We start from the raw sequence: 17,450 nt of genomic DNA, 5'->3' as shown, positions 1-17,450 counted from the left end.
ACCGGCGGGCAAAGGGCCGTTGTTCGCCCTTGCACCCACTACATGTTCACTTCCGCGCCGCAACACCGCGTCCGCCGGACCGGCACCGCAACAGAGCGCCGTTGCGGGCGGAATGAGTCGAAAACCCGTTCCTGCGACAGCAGTGATGATTGATCAGGGCGGGAGGACGTGTCAATGGGCAGATGGTTCACGTCGCGTTGTGTCATCCCCCCTCGACCGTTGGTGACCAGGCGTTCTCCGGGTCACGCGCCCCGTTTCGGGGACCCGGGGGCCTCGCCCTCCAACCCCCGCGCCCGCTCCCGGAACGCCACCGGCGTCTCCCGCGTGCGCAGCCGGAAGAAGCGAGTGAAGACCGCCGCGCCGGGGAAGCCGAGCCGTTCGCCGACCGCCGCCGCGGACAGGTCGGTGTGCACCAGCAACCGCTTCGCCTCCAGCAGGATCCGGTCGTCGAGGAACCGCTTCGCGCCGCAGCCCGCCGCCGCGCCCGTCGCCCGGGTCAGCGTCCGCACGCAGTACCCCAGCGCCCGCGCGTAGTCCTCGACGCGGTGGCTGCGGGTGAAGTCCCGCTCCACCGCCTGCTGGAAGCGGTGGAAGATCTCACCGCCCGCCATCTCCCGGCGCGGTCCGCCCGGCAGATGCGCCAGCCGCAGCACCAGCACCGCCAGCAGATGCCGCACGACCTCGACGTGCACCTCCAGCGGCAGATCCGTCAGCCGCCGGTACTCGCGCTCCAGCATCTCCAGCGTGGCGCGCACCTGCCCGGCGGCCGGTTCCGCCGGGGTCAGCGGCAGCCGCCAGGCACGCCGCTGAAGCCGCGCGGCGGACGCGGTCGCCGCACCGAGGAAGCCGGGCTGGAAGAGGACGGCCGTTCCCTCCGCCGCCGCGAGATCGCAGGCGAGGGTGAGGACCTGCCCCGGCCGCACCCACAGCCACGCGCCCTCGCCCACCGCGCACGCGGTGAGGTCCACGGAGCAGAGCAGCACCCCGGACCGGACGGTGATCAGCAGATGGAACGCGGGGCGCAGCGGTGCGTACACGCCGCCGCCCCACCGGTCGGTGAGCGCGGCGAAGCCGGCGAGGGAGGTGACCTCCACGCCCGGCGGCCCGCCCGGCGTCACCGGGAACGCGGCCTCGGTGATCCCGGCACCCGTCCCGGCCGCCGCCCGCCGCGGAAGCTGTCCGTTTCTGCACATGATGCGTCCTGAGGGTACAGCGGAAGGCGCCGCGGCCATGCCTAGCGTGAAGGCACAGCAACGGTCACCGCGGAGTGCGGCAGCCGTGCGCCCGGTCCGGTGCGCGCGCTCCCCGCGCCCTGCCCATGACCGGAATTGTTCCGCGTACGGCACGTGGGACCACGTACCGGAAGGCGGCACCATGCGATTGATCGTCGGCATCACGGGCGCGACGGGAGCGGTCTTCGGCATCCGGCTCCTGCAGGCACTGCGGGAGACGCCCGGCGTCGAGACCCATCTGATCCTCTCCCGCTGGGCCCGCGCCACCATCGAGCTGGAGACCGGGTACACCGCCCGGGACGTCGCCGCCCTCGCCGACGTCACCCACGGCCCGGAGGACCAGGGCGCCGCCGTCTCCTCCGGCTCGTTCCGTACCGACGGCATGGTCATCGCGCCGTGCTCGATGAAGACCCTCGCCGGTATCCGCACCGGCTACGCCGAGGGGCTCATCGCACGCGCCGCCGACGTCGTCCTCAAGGAGCGCCGCCGTCTCGTCCTCGTCCCGCGCGAGACCCCGCTGAGCGAACTCCACCTGGAGAACATGCTCGCCCTCGCCCGCATGGGGGCACGGATCGTTCCGCCGATGCCGGCCTTCTACCACCGCCCGGAGACCGTCGACGACCTCGTCGACCACCTCACCGCCCGCCTCCTGGACCAGCTCGGCCTGCCGGCCCCCGACGCCCGCCGCTGGACCGGATTCCGAGACGCCCGTACCCCGCACGACTCCTGACCTGTCATCACCTGGAGAAACCATGACCCAGCACGGCCCCGCCCTCAACTTCCGTGACTTCCTCGACGAACTGCTCGCCACCGGCGACGCCGTCCTCGTCGAGCGGCCCGTGGACCCGCACCTCGAAGCCGGTGCCGTCACCCGCCGCGCCTACGAGACGTACGCCCCCGCCCCGCTCTTCACCGACCTCACCACCGGCACCCCGGGCGTGCGCATCCTCGGCGCGCCCGCCGGGATGAGCACCCCGGACAAGGGCGCCCACGGCCGCCTCGCCGCCCACGTCGGACTCGGCCGGCACGCCACCCCGCGCGCCATCGTGGAAAAACTGATCACCGCGATGCACGCCGAACCGCTGGAGCCCGTCACCGTCACCGACGGCCCGTGCAAGGAGAACGTGCTGCGCGGCGCCGACGTCGATCTGACGGCGCTGCCCGTCCCGCTGCTGCACCAGGAGGACGGCGGCCGCTACCTCGGCACCTACGGCTTCCACATCGTCCGCACCCCCGACGGCTCCTGGACCAGTTGGTCCGTGGCCCGCGCCATGCTCCACGGCCCCACCACCCTCACCGGCCCGGCCATGCCCCAGCAGCACATCGGCATGGTCCACGCGCTGTGGCGGGAGAAGGGCCTGCGCACCCCGTGGGCGATGGTGCTGGGCGCACCGCCCGCCGCGCTCGCCGCCGCCGGGATGCCGCTGCCCGCCCACGTCAGCGAGGACGGCTATGTCGGCGCGCTCACCGGCAGCCCCGTCGAGGTCGTCAAGGCGGAGAGCAACGACCTGTACGTCCCCGCCAACGCCGAGATCGTGCTGGAGGGCTACCTCGACGCCGAGGAGACCGCGCCCGAGGGGCCGATGGGGGAGTACCACGGCTACTCGTTCGGGGCGAGTCGCCCGCAGCCCGTCTTCCACGTCGAGACGGTCACCCACCGCGACCGCCCGGTGCTGCCGGTCTGCGTCGCGGGCCTGCCGCCGGAGGAGAACCACACCATCTGGGGCACGATGATCTCCGCCACCGCCCTCGACGTGCTGCGCACCGCCGGCCTCCCGGTCGACTTCGCCTGGTGCTCCTACGAGGCCGCCACCTGCTGGCTGGTGGTCTCCCTCGACCGCGAGGGGCTGCGCCGGATGCGGACCACCGCACGCGAACTGGCCGACACCGTCGCCCGCGTCCTGTTCGGCTCGCACCCGGGCTGGCTCGTCCCCAAGGTGCTGCTGGTCACCGACGACATCGACATCACCGACATCCGCCAGGTCGTCTGGGCGCTCGCCACCCGCACCCACCCCGGCCACGGCACGTACACCTACCCGGACGCCCCCGGCATCCCGCTGGTGCCCTACCTCACGCCCGACGAGGTCGCCGCGGGCCGTGGCGGCAAGTCCGTGACCTGCGCCCTGCTGCCCGGCCAGCTCGACGGCACCTCCCGCGCCGTCACCGCGTCGTTCGCCACCTCCTACCCCGAGGAGCTGCGCCGCCGGGTCGTCGCGGACTGGGCCGCGTACGGCTACCGCTGATCCGCCGCCGGGCCGTCTCGGCGCGAGACGGCCCGGCCGCGGCGGGCTCAGCCCCTCGTGGCGAACGCGCCGCCGGGGCCGAACGCCAGCGCCGCGAACCGCTCGCCGATCCGGCGGTGGGAGGCGGCGTCCGGGTGGAGCTGATCGGGCAGCGGCAGTTCGGCGAAGTCCTCCTCGCCGTACAGCTCCCGCCCGTCGAGGAGGAAGAGCTGCGGGTCCCCGGCGGCGCGCTGGTGCACGACGCGGGCCAGCTCCTCGCGGATGACGTTCAGCGTCAGCTTGCCCGCGGCCCGCTCCTCGGGTTTGCCCGCGGCCTTGAACCGCAGCCGCCCGTCGGAGAGATTCTCCAGGTCGGGGACGCTGGGCCCCGGGGTGTCCTCGTGGATCGGGCAGAGCAGCGGCGTGATCACCAGCAGCGGAGCGGTGGGGTGGCCCTCCCGGATCGTGTCCAGGAAACCGTGCATCGCCGGGGTGAAGGCCCGCAGCCGCATCAGATCGGCGTTGACGATACTCATGCCGATCTTGACGCTGAGCAGGTCCGCGGGCGCGTCCCGCATGGCGCGGGCGGTGAACGGATCGAGCAGCGCACCGCCGCCCAGCCCCAGGTTGACCAGCTCCGCGCCGCCGAGGGAGGCGGCCAGCGCCGGCCAGGTGGCGCTGGAGCCGGCGGCGTTCGAGCCATGGCTGACCGAACTGCCGTGGTGCAGCCACACCGGAGCCCCGCGCGACGGCACCGGCTCGACGGGCGCGTCCGCGCGCAACGCCACCAACTGCGTGATCTCGTTGTACGGCAGCCAGATCTCGATGTCCTTGGCGCCCTCGGCCAGCCCCGCGAAGCGCACCGTGCCGGGCTTCCCCGGCTCCGTCCGGGCCGTCCCCGTGGCCATGTCCATCAGCAGGACGTTGCCACCGCTGGTCGCCCCCCGCGCGGTCAGCTCCCCGTCGACGAGCAGGTCGTAGACGCCGTCCGGCCGCTCCGGCGCGCCCACGTTCGCCATCTTCGTCCGCAGGGTGTCCAGTTCGACGGTGGTGGCGTGGGTGCGGAACGCCAGCCGTACGCCGGAGGGCTGCGACTCCGCGAGGGCGAGCTGCGCGTCGGTGCACTGCGCGCGGGCCCGTGCGGGCAGCCGGTGCGGCAGCAGCCCCTGTGCGGTGCGCTCCACGTCGAGGGCGCCGCGCAGCAGCTTCTCGGTGAGCGGGATGCGGATCAGGTCCGCCGGGGCGGCGGCCGGGTCAGCGGTGTCGTCGTGCTGAGAGGTCATGGCCCCAGCCTGTCAACTGCTTTCCGAATGCGCACACGAATACCCGCGCGGAGCGCGGAGCGGGCCGGACCGCCGGGGAACGGACCACGGTTGCACAGCGGAAACCCAATCAATAGCGTCGCGGTATGTCCTCCACCTTCCCGCGCAAGCGCACCCGGAAGTCCCCCGCCGCCCGGCGGGCCGAGATCGTCGCGGCCGCCGCAGCCGTGGCCCTCGCCGACGGCCTGGAGTGCATCACCCTGCGCCGGATCGCCGACGACCTCGGCGTCCGGCCCGGGCTGATCGGCCACTACTTCCCGTCGGTCGAGGAACTCGTCGCGGAGGCGTTCGGCAGCGCCGCCCGGACCGAGCTGGACGCCCTGCTGCCCGCCGACCGCACCGGCACCACCCCCACCGAGAGCCTGGCCCGGTTCTTCGCCCGCGCCACCGGCCCCGCGTACGACGGCGTCAGCCGCCTGTGGATCAACGCCCGCCACCTCAGCCGCTACCACCCGGTCCTGCGTGAACGGGTCGGCGAGCAGGAAGCCGCCTGGCGCGAGCGGCTGGAGACGGTGATCCGCGAGGGCGTCGACCGGGAGGAGTTCCGCACCGCCGACCCGTACGTGACGATGATCCAGATCCTGGTGGTCATCGACGGGCTCGGCGCCCACGCCAACACCGACACCACCGACCGCCCCGCCGCCGTGACCGGCATGGCCCGGACCACCGCCGAACGCGAACTCGGCCTCCCCGCCGGCGCCCTCGGCCCCCGCCCCGAGGACACCCGCCCCCCGGCCGGCGACCGGACCGCCGTCGGCTGACCGCCGCCGGACGCGCACGATTTCCCCGGCAGCCGCGCCCCTTCCCGTTACCGTGCGGGGCAAGGGCCCGAAAGGCATGGACCCGGGCGGCCGGCGGCGGAGCCCGCCGCGCGCGGGAGCCAACCGGCCGCACACCGCTCACCAGGGGGACACCGATGGAATTCGCCCAGATCCGGCTGCTCGTCACGGACTTCACCGGCTGCTACCGCTTCTATCGGGACGTCCTCGGACTCACCCCGCAGTTCGAGGCGCCCGACGGGCCGTACGCGAAGTTCACCGCCGCCGGCGGCACCGTGGGTATCGCGCTCCAGGACCGCGCGCAGATGGCCGAGGTCCTGGACACGCTCGCCGGTGCGCCGGCCGGCCACCGCTCCCTGGTCGTCCTGCGCGTCGACGACCTCGACCGCCACTGCGCGGAACTGGCCACGCGCAAAGCGACCCCGGTGCACGGCCCCGCGCCGATGACGGACCGGATGCGGGTCGCCCACTTCACGGACCCCGAGGGAAACCTCATCGAACTCCAGGAGTGGCTGACCCCGCGCACCTGATGCCGTGAATGCCGTGAACGGCGGTGCGGGCGGGAACCCCCCTCGGGTTCCCGCCCGCACCGCTTCCCGTGCCTGGAGCACGGCCGTGGTCACCGGCGGAAGCCGGCCGCCGGTGACCAGGTCTCAGAGGTCTGAGTGGTCCGACTGGTCTCAGAAGTCGTAGGGCTTCTCGGCGTTCCAGTTCAGGACGTCGGCCTCGTTGTACGTGAATTCGGGCTTGTCGCCCTTGACGTCGACGGAGTAGGCGGGCTTGTCGTTGCCGTCGTTGTCGCGCAGGGCGACGGAGAGGCCGGTGCCGGTCTTGTTGTCCTTGCCGTAGTCGAAGATGTTGACGGCGCTGTAGACCTTGCCGCCGGGGCGCAGCATGATCGGCTGGTCGCCGCCGTCGGCCTTCTTGGAGAGCGGCAGGACGGCGCCCTCACCGTTGATCTTGACGGACGGGTAGGAGGTCACCAGGCACGGCTTGTCGCCCTTGTTCACCGCGGTGAGCAGCAGATGGTCGCCCTGCTGGTCGGCGAGTTCGTGCTCGGCGGTCACCAGCAGCTCGTCACCGACGCACAGGTCGGCACCGGCCTTCTCGCCGCCCTTGCCGGCGGAAGCCCCCGCACCGCCCGTGCTGCCGCTGCCGCCGCCCGTCGAGGAGGCCGACTCCGTCTGCCCCTTGGCGTCCGTGCCGCTGTTCGCCCGCGCGGAGCCGCCCTTGGCGTCCTGCCCGGACGCGGACCGGCTCTGGCCGGAGGCGTCGTCGCTCTTCGCGGCGTCGTCGGCGCCGCCGCAGGCGGTCAGGCTCAACGCCAGCGTGGCGGTGGCGGCGGCCAGAACGGTGGCACGGACGCGGGACGACCGGGAAAGACGGGACATGCGCATGGTTCCCCCTGAGGCTCGTGCGGGACTTCCAGGTCGTTCCCGCGGTGTGCACACCACTTTTCCCGCGCCCGGAAACGTTCCGCAAACGCCTCACTCACGTCCCGCTGTCAGCCTCGCCACCACCCGGAGGGCAGCCCGGCTCGTAGCGCGTCCTCACAGTTCAGGGGCGTGATTGCAGGCGCGCCAGCGCATTGTCGTAACGCTCTTGGAGCTGCGGATCCGCGGCCGTGGGGACCTTCAGCAACACGCCGAGCGCCCGCACCACGCCGTCGTCGAAACCGCACGCCTCCGCCGTGTCGGCCGCCTCCCGCAGCCGGGCCGCGCCCCCGGCCTCGTCACCCATGCCGAGCAGCGCCTCCCCGGCGGCGGCGATCAGCAGCACCCGGCCCGCCACGGAGGTGTCCGCCGCCTCGTCCAGCTTCTGCGCCGCCGCCACCGTCACCAGCGCCGCCTTCCAGGCCCCGCAGTCCAGGTGATGACGGGTCAGGTGATAGAGCGCGAGCCGCTCGGTGTACGGGTCCCCGGCGCTGCGCGCCAGCCGCGCCGCGTCGGCGCACTCCTGCGCGGCCTCCTGCGGACTGCCCAGCGCCGCCTGCGCCAGCGACAGGTTGACCAGCGCCGTCGCCTGCGCGCGGACGTCCCCGGCCCGCGCCGCCAGCACCGGGGCGGCCTCCAGATGGGCCAGCGCCTCCGGGACCCGGCCCTCCTCCGTCAGCACCCATCCCAGCAGCGCCAGGATCCGGGACTGCGCCCGCAGATCACCGTCGGCCCGCGCCGCCGCCAGCGCCGTGCCCAGCAGCGGTGACCAGCCCTCCCGCACCCGCCACACGATCTGCGGCCACATCCCCAGGACGAGCCGCCAGGTCCGGCTGTGCAGCCCCGCCGCGTCCGCCGCGACCGCCGCCAGCGTCAGCCCCTCCCGCTCGCTCTCGTACCACGCCATCGCCTCGTCCCGCCCGGTGAACCGGCGGATCTCCCGGGGCGCGTGGTGGTCATCGGGCAGCGGGAAGCACGACTCGTCGCCCGGTTCGGCCGCGTCGGCGGCGGCCAGCGCGGTCGCCACGGAGTGGTCGAGCGCCCGCACCAAGGTGTCGGGGTCCGCGTCCAGACCCCGCGCGTACAGCCGGACGAGATCGTGCAGCGTCCAGCGGTCCGGCGCGGCCCGGGTCACCAGATGGGCCGCGGCGAGCCGCTCCAGGGCGGCCTCGGCGGCGGCCGGGTCGGTGCCCGCCAGGGCCGCCGCCGTGTACCGGTCGAAATGGGTGCCGGGGTGGCGGCCCAGACGCGCGAAGTGGTGCGCGGCGTCCGCCGGGAGCCGGCGCACCGTCAGCCGCAGCGCCGCCCGCACGCCGGTGTTCTCGACGTCCAGCAGGCCCAACCGCCGTGACTCGTCGGAGAGTTCACCGCTCAACGTGGACAGCGACCACTCCGGCTGGTCGGTCAGCCGGGCCGCGGCCACCCGCAGCGCCAGCGGCAGCCCGCCGCACAGCTCGGCCAGCCGCCGGGCCGCCCCCGGCTCCGCGCGCACCCGCTCCGCGCCGAGCACCCCGGCGAGCAGCGCGGTGCCGTCGTCGGGCCCGAGGACGTCCACGGGGACCGGCCGCGCCGCGTCGGAGGCGATCAGACCGGGCAGCCGGTGGCGGCTGGTGACCACCGTGACGCACCGCGCGCCCCCCGGCAGCAGCTCCTGCACCTGCGCCGAGCCGGGCGCGTTGTCCAGGACGACCAGCAGCTCACGGCCGGCCGCCAGCGACCGGAACAGCGCCGACGCCCCGCTCGCCGACTCCGGTATCCGGCGCGGCCCCACGCCCAGCGCGAGCAGGAACTCCCGCACCACCTCGGCAGGCTCCGCCTCGGGGGTGTCGCTGAAGCCCCGCAGATCGGCGTAGAGCAGCCCCCCGGGGAAACGGTCGCGGTTGAGGTGGGCCCAGTGCACCACCAGCGCGGTCTTACCCACCCCGGCGGGGCCTGTGACCAGACAGACGGGCGCCTCCCCGGTGGCGGCGCGATCCAGCGCCGCCAGCTCCTCCGCGCGGCCGTGGAAACCGCGCGGCACCCGGGGGAGGAGATCGACGGTCTCCGGGGGCGCGGTCTTCACGGGCGGCGCGGGCCGCGGCTCCGGAGGCGCCGCCGGAGCGGCCGGGACCGCCGGGGGCGCGGTGCAGTCGTCCCCGCGCAGCACCACCGCGTACGCGTCCGCCAGCTCCCGCCCCGGATCGACGCCCAGCTCCTCGGCGAGCAGCCGCCGCGTGCGGTGGAACCAGTCCAGCGCCTCCGAACGGCGCCCCGCCTGCTGCAGCACCCGGATCAGCGCCGCCGACAGCGACTCCCGCAGCGGCTGGGCCGCCGCCTCTGCCCGCAGCAGCGCCGCCGCCCGCGCGTACTCGCCGAGCTGCCCGTACGCCTCGGCCAGCAGCTCCACGGTGGTCAGCCGCAGCTCCTCCAGGGCGTGGGCTGCGGACTGGAGCGGGGCGCTGCGGTACGCGCCGGTGAGCGCGGGCCCCTGCCACAGCGCCAGCGCCTCCTGATACATCGCCACCGCGTCGCCCGCCGCCCGCTGCCCGCGCGCCAGCGCCACCAGCTCCTCGAAGCGATGCGCGTCCAGCAGGCTCTCCGGCATCCGCAGCACGTACGCCGCGCCCTGGGTGACCAGCTCCACCCCGTACATCCCGGCCCCGGCGTCGCTCATCAGCGACCGCAGCCGCGAGACATGGCCCTGGATGACGCTGCGGGCCCGGGGCGGCGGCTCCTGGTCCCACAGGGCGTCGGTCAGCGCCTCCACCGGAACCGGGTGGTTGGACCGCAGCAGCAGAGCGGCGAGCAGACTACGCCGCTTCGCGGGGCCGAGCGGCAGATCGCCGACCTCGGTGACGACGGAAACCGCTCCGAGCAGCCGGAACTCCACTGACCTATCTCCTCCTGGGGGAACCGACAGATTACCGGAGGACGGGCGAACGCTCCCCGGCCCGGCCCCGCATTCCCGGGGAGACCCCGCCTGGTGTGCCACCCGCGGTCACCACGGGAACACCCGGGGTGGTGAGCGGGGCCGCCGCCCGGAGAGGGGCCCGTCCGGCCGGTGGCGGGCCCGCGCCCGCCGGACCCGCACCCGCCGGCCCCGCCTCAGAACACCCGGAGAGCCACCAGCGCCCCGGAGTTCAGGACGAACAGCCGGTTCGCGTCGCCCGCCGCGGTCCGGCCGGTGCCTTCCTTGAGGGGGTAGACCTGCCCTTGGGCGAGACCGTCGCTGTTGCGCGGCCAGCCGCTCACCCCGGTGTCGCGGCTCTCCACCACCCACACGCTGCCCGCCTGCACGACCGGCGGCTGCCACGGCGGTGTCACCCCGGCCAGCATCGTGGTGACGTTCGCGTCGGAGCCGTCGGGGCGCAGCGACCGCAGCGCGTCGCCGTCGACGGCGTACACCACCCCGGCGGCCACCGCCGGCGGTCCGAAGCCGTACGCCCCGCGCCGGATCGGCTGCATGGCGGGCTTGTTCCACCGCACCGCGCCGTCGCTCGCGCCGACCGCCGCCAGGGTGTGCCCGCCCAGGTACACCGTGCCGTTGTCGATCACCGGCCGCAGCGCGCCCGCGGCCTGCCCCTTACGTATCCACGCCCGGCTGCCGTCGGCGGCGCGTACCGCGACCACATCGCCGGCGGACGAACAGAGCACCAGCACCCCGGCGCCGAGCGCCGCCGCCGGGCGCCCGCCGGTCAGCGGCAGCGGCGGACGCCGCGTCCACCGCACCGACGCGTCGGCCGTCGCCACGCACCGCACCTCGCCCTCGGACGTCAGGACGTACACATGGGCGGCGTCGGCGGCCAGCAGGGTGTTCACCGCGGCGTCGGCGGTCCACCGGGGCTCGCCCGTCGCGGCGACGTAGGTGCGCAGCACGCCGTCGCCGTCGGCGGTGGCCACCAGCCGGTCGGCGATCGAGAGATAGCCCGCGTCGGCCCGCGCCTCCCCGGCCCGCCACCGTTCCTTGCCGTCCGCGACCCGCCGCGCCGCGATCCCGCCGCCCGCCGCCGCGAAGACCACCACGTCCCGCACCGGCAGCGGCGCCGGCGAGCCCGCGTCGGCCACGCCCTCCTCCGGGCCCCACAGCGCCTCCGGTGTTCCGGAGCCGCTGCCCAGCTCCGCGGGGCGAACCGAGGCGGCCGACGGGATGTCGAACGGGTCGGCCAGGGCCGAAGGGCCCTCCTCCGACAGCCACCACACCGCGCCGCCCGCACCCGCCGCCACCAGGGCGCCGCCGCCCGCCAGCAGCCCCAGCAGCCGCCGCCGCGACGGCTTCGCGGCGGGCACCACCGTCGCCGCCGAGCCGTCCGCCGCGCCGGTCCCGTCCGGCACCACCGTCGGCGGGGTCTGCCCGGTCATCTTCCGCGCCGCCGTCTCCCGCTCGCGGATGTCCTGGGCGTACGGTCCCGACCTCCACAGCCGGACGCCCCGCTGCGGCGCCCGCGCCGCCTCGGCGACCTGGGCGGGCAGCGGCCGCGCCGCCGGATCCTTCGCGAAACACGGCTCGACGAGGTACCGCAGCGGCTCCGGCACCAGCGTCAGGTCCGGGGAGCCGTGCACCACCTCGTAGAGGATCGCGGTGACCTCGGCGCCCGTGTACGCCGGGCGGCCGCTCGCGGCGAAGGCCAGCACCGCGCCGAGCGAGAAGACGTCGGCCGCCGGACCGACGCGCTGCCCCAGCACCTGCTCCGGCGCGCCGTACCCCGGCGTGACCGGGATCTGACCGGTCCGGGTCAGCGTCAGCCCGTGCTCGGGGCGGGCGATGCCGAAGTCGATGACGCGCGGGCCGCGCGAGGTCAGGACGACGTTCGACGGTTTGAGGTCACGGTGGACGAGACCGGTGGCGTGGATGTCGGCGAGCGTGAGCGCCAGCGCCCGCGCCGTCTCCCGCAGCAGCGCCTCGTCGAGCGGCCCGTGCCGCGCCACCGCGTCGTCCAGCGTCGGCCCGGCCAGGAACTCCGAGGCGATCCACGGCCGCCCCGACTCCAGCTCCGCGCCCAGTACCCGGGCGACGCCCTCGCCGGTCACCGCCCGCGCGGTCTGCGCCTCCCGGACGAACCGGTCGACCAGATGCCGGTCGTGCGCCAGCTCCGGCAGCAGCACCTTGACGGCCGCGGGGCGCCCCGCGGCGTCCCGCCCGAGGTACACCTTGCCCATACCGCCCTCGCCGAGCACCCCGACGATGCGGTACGGGCCGAGGCGGAGCGGATCTCCGGCACCGAGTGTTCTCAACTTTCCGTCCCCCTGGTGGATGCTCAGGCCAGCGGCAGCGCGAACGTCGCGCGCTCCTCGCGGAGATAGAGCTTTCCGCGTTCATGATCGGCGGTCAGCACCGTCGCGTCGGTGGGGAACGTCCACACCGCGGTACGGCTGCGGATCTCCACCGCGCGCAGCCCCTTGTCGTCGAGGCTGTAGACGTACTTCCGGCCGACGGCGGGCGGCACCACACGGTTGAGACGGCGGCCCTTGAGGTCCTTCTCCGCCCAGTTCAGGCTGCCGGTCACCGCGTCGATCGCGACCAGTCCGCGGTCGCCCTCGGTGCAGTACAGCACCCCGTCGTGGAGGACCGGCGCGCCGTAGACGCGCTTCTCGCCCGTGTTGCCGCCGGCGTTGCGGTCGTTGCCGAAGAGCCACCCGCCGTCGCCGTCGGTCAGCTTCCGGGCGCTGACCGCCTCGTCGGTGAGGTAGACGAACCGGTCGTCCACCACCAGCTCGGACGGCGGTTCACCCGAGTACGGGGCGGAGAGCGTCCACAGCGCCTTGCCGTCCTTGAGGGAGTACGGCGTCAGCCGGACGAAGTGGATGCCCGCGTCGGAGCGGGACACCACCAGCCGGTCACCGACGACCGTCCCGCGCAGCATCGGCGGCAGATAACCGTCGTTCGCCGCGTCCACCTGCGTACGCCACCGCACCTTGCCGCTGCGCAGATCGAGGGCGAGGACGTACCAGCGGTCGGGGGAGACGGTCCGGGCCACCAGATAGGCGGTCCGCTCCACCACACACAGCAGTTGGTTGCGGTTCTCGGCGCCGCGGAAATCCGCCAACTCCACCAGCGGCTTGCCGGGCTGGCCGTCGGACGGGTCGAGCAGGCACACCGCGAGCTTCCTGCCCTGCCTGCGGTCGCGCAGCGCGTAGATGTCGGTGCCGTCGCTCGCCCACCGCCAGGCGTCGGAGACGTTCGCCTGCCAGGTGTCCTCGCCGCTCTCCGGGTTGACGCCGGACACCACGATGCCCGCGGGCATCGCCAGCCCGTGCTTGGTCAGCACCACCGCGCCGTCCCGGTCCGGGGTGCGCCCGGCGAACGTCCACAGCCGCGTCGGCGGCTTCGCCGGCTTCGGCGCCGGAGCGGCATCGTCGCCGCCGCCGTCGCCACCGCCCCGGCCCAGCCACGCCCACAGCCCGCCCGCGACCCCGGCGCCCGCGACGACCCCGCCGGCGGCCATCGTCAGCATCCGGCGCCGCGACGGCCCGGCCGGAGCGCCCGGCAGCGTCACCGGACCCGGCGGCGCGTCGGGCGGCGGCGGGGCCTGCCGGGGCGGCGGCTGCCGCCACACGTCGTCGGCGCGCCGCGCGATCAGCCGCAGCACACCGTCCGGCAGCACCTCCGCGAACACCCGCGGCGCCTCGCCCGGCACCAGCGCGGCGGCCAGTTCCCCGGTCGTCGGCCGCCGCGCCGGGTCCTTCGCCAGACAGCGGCTCAGCACCGGCACCAGCTCCGGCGGCACCCCGCCGAGGTCCGCCTCGGTGTAGCGGACGCGGTAGAGCAGATCCGTGGGCTGCCCGGAGCCGAACGGGCCGTGGCCGGACGCGGCGAACACCAGCAGCCCGCCGAGCGCGAACACATCGCCCGCCGCCGTGTGTTCCCCGCCGCCCGCCTGCTCCGGCGACATGAACGCCGGCGTCCCCATCGCGGCACCGGCCTGCGTCAGCGGCGCCTCGCCGACCGCGCGCGCCACCCCGAAGTCGATGATCTTCGGCCCGGCCGCCGAGACCAGGATGTTCGACGGTTTGAGATCACGGTGCACCACCTCCGAGCGGTGCAACTGCCCGAGCCCCTCGGCCAGCGCCGCGCCCAGCGCCCGCACCGCCTGCTCCGGCAGCGGACCGGCGGCCTCGACCGCGTCGTCCAGCGGCGGCCCGAGCACGTACTCCGTCGCCAGCCACGGCCGCGGCGCGTCCGGATCGGCGTCGTGGACCTGCGCGCCGTGCCGGCCGCCGATCACCCGCGCCGCGTCCGCCTCCAGCCGGAAGCGGGTACGCAGCGCCGGGTCCCCGGCCAGCCGCTGGTGCAGCGCCTTGAGCGCGACGGTACGGCCGCCCGCGGTACGCGCCAGATAGACGGTGCCCATCCCGCCGCCGCCCAGCCGGGCCAGCAGCAGATACGGGCCGACGGTCCGCGGATCGTCGTGGAGAAGAGCGGTCAGCATCGCGTCAGCGCACCTCGGGGAGTTCGGCGGCGAGCACCGCGGCCGCCTGGAGGGACAGAGCGGCGACCACCCGGCCCGGCAACGGCGCCGGCTCGGCGCCCGCACCCTGCGTGCCCCAGGCCGCGCCGGGCGCCAACTGCGCCAGCACCTGCGCCGGTCCGGGCCGCGCGGCGGGATCCCGCGACAGACAGGCGGTGACCGGCGCCCGCAGCCCGGCGGGCAGCTCCGCCCGCTCCGGCACGGTGTGTCCGGTCGCCGCGTACGCCAGGACGGCGCCCAGCGCGTACACATCGGCAGGCGCCTGGAGCGGTCCGCCCGCGGCGAGTTCGGGCGCGAGGGTGCCCGCGTCGATACCGGGCAGCCCGGCCCGCGGCGCGCCCTCCGGCGCCGCCGCGCGCACCGCGCCGAAGCACGAGAGCAGCGGACCGTACGCGGTGAGCAGCACCGACGCGGGGCTCAGCCCGCCGTGCACCACCCCCAGGACGTGCGCCGACGCCAGCGTTTCGGCGAGCGCCGCGCCGAGCGAGCGCACCGCCTCCTCCGGCAGCGGACCGCCGCAGGCGTCGAGGGCCTCCGGCAGCGGCAGCACCGGCCGGTAGGGCGAGGCGTACCAGGGGAACGCGGCGCTCCCGCCGGTCCGCGCCACCGGCCACAGTCCGGGCTGCGCCAGCTTCCCGGCCCACTGCGCCTCGGCCGCCCAGCGTCCCGGATCGGCGTCCGGGAGGGGGAGGCCGATCAGTACCGTCCGTGCCCCGTCGGCGCTGCGCGCCAGATACCGGCGTTCGGGAACGTCCTGCCGCGCGGCCGGATCCAGCCGCGCCAGCGTCACGAATTCCCCGATTCGCGGCGGATCGTCCTGCCGCAGCCCTTCCATACCGTCTCCCCGTCGTCAAGCACCGGCACGCGAGCCTACCCGGCGGTGACGGGGCCCGGCGGCCGGGGTGAGCCGCCGGGCCCGGAGCGGCGGGCCGCGGGCCGCACGGGGCAGTACCGGCCGGTCAGCCCGGCAGCGGGCGGGTGCGGATGCGGGACGCGAGCACGGCGATGTCGTCCTCCGCGTCCGCGCCGAAGCGGTTCAGGACGTCGTCGAGCAGTTCCTCCAGCCGCCCGCTCGGCGGCATCCGCAAATCGGCCAGCCGGGCCACGGAGACGTCGATGGCCTCGTCGCGCCGCTCCACCAGCCCGTCCGTGTACATGAACAGCACCGTTCCCGGACCGCACGGCAACTCCTGTGTGCTGTACGCGCCGTAGCCGGTGCCCAGCGGCGGCCCGACGGGGATGTCGGCCACCCGGGCGCCGCCGGGACCCCGCTCGATGAAGACCGGCGGCAGATGGCCCGCGCTGGCCACCTCGCACACCCCCGCCAGCCGGTCGACGACGGCGAGCAGGCAGGTCGCCGCGCGGTCGAGACCGGAGCGTTCGACCATGGCGTCGAGCCGTTCCAGGACGCGGTGCGGCGGCAGGTCGTCCTCGGCGATCAGCCGCAGCAGCGAGCGGTAGTGGCTCATCGCGACGGCCGCCTCGACGCCGTGCCCCATCACATCGCCCATCACCTTCAGATGCCGCCCGTCGCTCAGCGGAACGACGTCGAACCAGTCGCCGCCCACCAGCACATCGCGTTCGGCGGGCAGATAGCGGGTGGCGATCTCGATGTGCGGATGCTGCCCGCGCGGCTCGGACAGCAGCGAGCGCTGCAACTCCAGCGCGATACCCCGTTCGTGGGCGTACCGGCGGGCGTGCTCCAGATCGACGGCGGTGCGCCCGGCCAGCTCCCGCGCGACGACCAGGTCCTCCTCCTCGGTGAAGGCGGGGGAGGAGCCCACCCGGCCCAGCCCGAGGATGCCCTGCGGGGTACCGCGGACGGTCAGCGGGACGACGAGCATCGAGTGCAGGCCCAACGCCCGGTAGGCGGCGGCCCGTTCGGGCGCCGGTCCGGTGGAGCTGAGCTGCGCGTCGGTGGGGCGCGTCAGCACCGGCTGGTTGATCGCCAGGGAACGCTGGACGACCGAGTCGCCCTGGTAGTCGACGTACTCGCCGGGCCCCTGGAACCGTCCCCGCGCGGTCTCGCGGGTACGGGCGGTCATCGCGAGGGCCGCCCGGCGCAGCCGCAGTACCCCGGGCGGTGCGGGCCGCACCGCGTGCCCGATGTCCGGCGGCAGCACATCGACGGTCGCGATGTCGGCCAGCGCCGGCACCACGAACTCGGCCAGCTCCCGGCAGGTGGTGTCGACGTCGAGGGTGGTGCCGATACCGGTGGCGGCGGTGTCCAGCATCGTCAGATAGCTCCGGGCGCGCTCCAGCTCCTCCCGCTGGTGGCGCGAGGAGCTGATCTCCATCACCAGACCCAGCACCCCGACGGGGACGCCGTCCGCCTCGATCCGGTGGTAACTGCCCCGCCAGAACCGCCGCCGGGTGCCTTCCCGGTGCCGGGTCGTCCCGCTGAAGGTGATCTCACGCGGCTCCCCGTCGCCGAGAACGGTCCGCAGCACCTCCAGCCGCTCGTCGTCCTCCGGCAGCACCTCCGCGATGCTCCGCCCGAGGTGTCCGGCGGCCGTGAGACCGTTGATACGGGCCTGGGCGGGGTTGATGTACCGGTAGCGCAGTGCGGTGTCGTGGACGGTGACACCGACCGGCGCCCCGTCGAAGAGGGCGGCGAGGACGGTGCCGGGGAACGGCACCCCGCCGGCCTGCGCATCGGCCTCCACGGTGACCTCCAGAAACGGGCAGGGACCGCCCGCCGCCCGGTCCTCCATCGTCCGGCCCGCCGCCGCGCCCCGCATCTCGGGTGGCGCCGGGCGAGTGGCGGGCGGGCGCGCCGGGCCGCGTCCGTCCGGGCCGGACGCGGCCGGTCCGGCGCGGGGCCCGCCCGCCGTGGCCCGCCCGTGGCCCGTCCCTCGGCGGACGGGCCCGTACCACCCGCCGCGCCGCCCGTTCGGGTCGCCAACCCGCCCGCTTTCCAAGGAACTTGACGCCGTGCGCCCCCGGGTCTTGAGTTGTGGACGCATCCGGCGGGGCCGCCGCCCGGCGCCCCCTCCGCGACCCGACGACGAGGAGTC

Annotated in this window: 12 protein-coding genes; 4 read left to right on the top strand and 8 right to left on the bottom strand. The window is 75.1% G+C overall.

Annotation, left to right across the window (positions count from 1 at the left end; genetic code table 11):
- Nucleotides 1-242: 242 nt before the first annotated feature.
- The gene (locus tag ACGH2B_RS00875; RefSeq protein ID WP_399082428.1) at nt 243-1,193 is read right to left on the bottom strand and encodes a helix-turn-helix domain-containing protein; all 951 of its coding nucleotides are present in this window, start codon (nt 1,191-1,193) and stop codon (nt 243-245) included.
- Between the two features lie 181 nt (nt 1,194-1,374).
- On the opposite strand from ACGH2B_RS00875, the gene ACGH2B_RS00870 reads away from it, so the two are divergent.
- Both ACGH2B_RS00870 and ACGH2B_RS00865 read left to right on the top strand, forming a co-directional pair.
- Nucleotides 1,375-1,962 (top strand): non-oxidative hydroxyarylic acid decarboxylases subunit B, encoded by a 588-nt coding sequence (locus tag ACGH2B_RS00870; RefSeq protein WP_399082425.1) that lies wholly within the window; start codon nt 1,375-1,377, stop codon nt 1,960-1,962.
- A gap of 22 nt (nt 1,963-1,984) precedes the next feature.
- Nucleotides 1,985-3,475 (top strand): UbiD family decarboxylase, encoded by a 1,491-nt coding sequence (locus ACGH2B_RS00865; RefSeq protein WP_399082422.1) that lies wholly within the window; start codon nt 1,985-1,987, stop codon nt 3,473-3,475.
- A 47-nt stretch (nt 3,476-3,522) separates the two neighbouring features.
- Here the strand turns inward: ACGH2B_RS00865 and ACGH2B_RS00860 are convergent, their stop codons facing one another.
- The gene (locus tag ACGH2B_RS00860; protein ID WP_399082419.1) at nt 3,523-4,737 is read right to left on the bottom strand and encodes an SGNH/GDSL hydrolase family protein; all 1,215 of its coding nucleotides are present in this window, start codon (nt 4,735-4,737) and stop codon (nt 3,523-3,525) included.
- Nucleotides 4,738-4,862: 125 nt separating this feature from the next.
- Between ACGH2B_RS00860 and ACGH2B_RS00855 the strand changes: the two genes are divergently transcribed.
- Both ACGH2B_RS00855 and ACGH2B_RS00850 read left to right on the top strand, forming a co-directional pair.
- On the top strand, nt 4,863-5,537 hold the full coding sequence (locus tag ACGH2B_RS00855) for a TetR/AcrR family transcriptional regulator (RefSeq protein ID WP_399082416.1): 675 nt from the start codon (nt 4,863-4,865) through the stop codon (nt 5,535-5,537).
- Between the two features lie 155 nt (nt 5,538-5,692).
- Nucleotides 5,693-6,085: a VOC family protein gene (locus ACGH2B_RS00850; RefSeq protein ID WP_399082413.1), complete on the top strand. Its 393-nt coding sequence runs from the start codon at nt 5,693-5,695 to the stop codon at nt 6,083-6,085.
- Nucleotides 6,086-6,235: 150 nt separating this feature from the next.
- Here the strand turns inward: ACGH2B_RS00850 and ACGH2B_RS00845 are convergent, their stop codons facing one another.
- The 6 genes from ACGH2B_RS00845 to ACGH2B_RS00820 form a co-directional block, all read right to left on the bottom strand.
- Complete coding sequence (locus tag ACGH2B_RS00845; protein WP_399082410.1) at nt 6,236-6,946, bottom strand: DUF4232 domain-containing protein; 711 nt, start codon at nt 6,944-6,946, stop codon at nt 6,236-6,238.
- A 166-nt stretch (nt 6,947-7,112) separates the two neighbouring features.
- Nucleotides 7,113-9,857 carry a BTAD domain-containing putative transcriptional regulator gene (locus ACGH2B_RS00840; RefSeq protein WP_399082407.1) on the bottom strand — a complete coding sequence of 915 codons (2,745 nt, stop codon included), beginning with the start codon at nt 9,855-9,857 and terminating at the stop codon, nt 7,113-7,115.
- A 215-nt stretch (nt 9,858-10,072) separates the two neighbouring features.
- On the bottom strand, nt 10,073-12,199 hold the full coding sequence (locus ACGH2B_RS00835) for a serine/threonine-protein kinase (protein WP_399082404.1): 2,127 nt from the start codon (nt 12,197-12,199) through the stop codon (nt 10,073-10,075).
- A gap of 23 nt (nt 12,200-12,222) precedes the next feature.
- Nucleotides 12,223-14,394 carry a protein kinase gene (locus tag ACGH2B_RS00830; protein WP_399082401.1) on the bottom strand — a complete coding sequence of 724 codons (2,172 nt, stop codon included), beginning with the start codon at nt 14,392-14,394 and terminating at the stop codon, nt 12,223-12,225.
- A gap of 4 nt (nt 14,395-14,398) precedes the next feature.
- The gene (locus ACGH2B_RS00825) at nt 14,399-15,268 is read right to left on the bottom strand and encodes a serine/threonine protein kinase (RefSeq protein ID WP_399082398.1); all 870 of its coding nucleotides are present in this window, start codon (nt 15,266-15,268) and stop codon (nt 14,399-14,401) included.
- Nucleotides 15,269-15,392: 124 nt separating this feature from the next.
- Nucleotides 15,393-17,147 (bottom strand): SpoIIE family protein phosphatase, encoded by a 1,755-nt coding sequence (locus tag ACGH2B_RS00820; RefSeq protein ID WP_399082395.1) that lies wholly within the window; start codon nt 17,145-17,147, stop codon nt 15,393-15,395.
- Between the last annotated feature and the right edge of the window lie 303 nt (nt 17,148-17,450).

It is taken from the genome of Streptomyces sp. BBFR2 (genome assembly GCF_044497305.1).
GTDB lineage: Bacteria > Actinomycetota > Actinomycetes > Streptomycetales > Streptomycetaceae > Streptomyces.
This window is presented reverse-complemented; position numbering and strand designations above follow the sequence as displayed.

Excerpts from the sequence above, each read along its gene's own strand:
- ACGH2B_RS00875 (WP_399082428.1), bottom strand. The coding sequence starts at position 1,193 with ATGTGCAGAAACGGACAGCTTCCGCGGCGGGCGGCGGCCGGGACGGGT.
- ACGH2B_RS00870 (WP_399082425.1), top strand. The coding sequence starts at position 1,375 with ATGCGATTGATCGTCGGCATCACGGGCGCGACGGGAGCGGTCTTCGGC.
- ACGH2B_RS00865 (WP_399082422.1), top strand. The coding sequence starts at position 1,985 with ATGACCCAGCACGGCCCCGCCCTCAACTTCCGTGACTTCCTCGACGAA.
- ACGH2B_RS00860 (WP_399082419.1), bottom strand. The coding sequence starts at position 4,737 with ATGACCTCTCAGCACGACGACACCGCTGACCCGGCCGCCGCCCCGGCG.
- ACGH2B_RS00855 (WP_399082416.1), top strand. The coding sequence starts at position 4,863 with ATGTCCTCCACCTTCCCGCGCAAGCGCACCCGGAAGTCCCCCGCCGCC.
- ACGH2B_RS00850 (WP_399082413.1), top strand. The coding sequence starts at position 5,693 with ATGGAATTCGCCCAGATCCGGCTGCTCGTCACGGACTTCACCGGCTGC.
- ACGH2B_RS00845 (WP_399082410.1), bottom strand. The coding sequence starts at position 6,946 with ATGTCCCGTCTTTCCCGGTCGTCCCGCGTCCGTGCCACCGTTCTGGCC.
- ACGH2B_RS00830 (WP_399082401.1), bottom strand. The coding sequence starts at position 14,394 with ATGCTGACCGCTCTTCTCCACGACGATCCGCGGACCGTCGGCCCGTAT.
- ACGH2B_RS00825 (WP_399082398.1), bottom strand. The coding sequence starts at position 15,268 with ATGGAAGGGCTGCGGCAGGACGATCCGCCGCGAATCGGGGAATTCGTG.
- ACGH2B_RS00820 (WP_399082395.1), bottom strand. The coding sequence starts at position 17,147 with ATGGAGGACCGGGCGGCGGGCGGTCCCTGCCCGTTTCTGGAGGTCACC.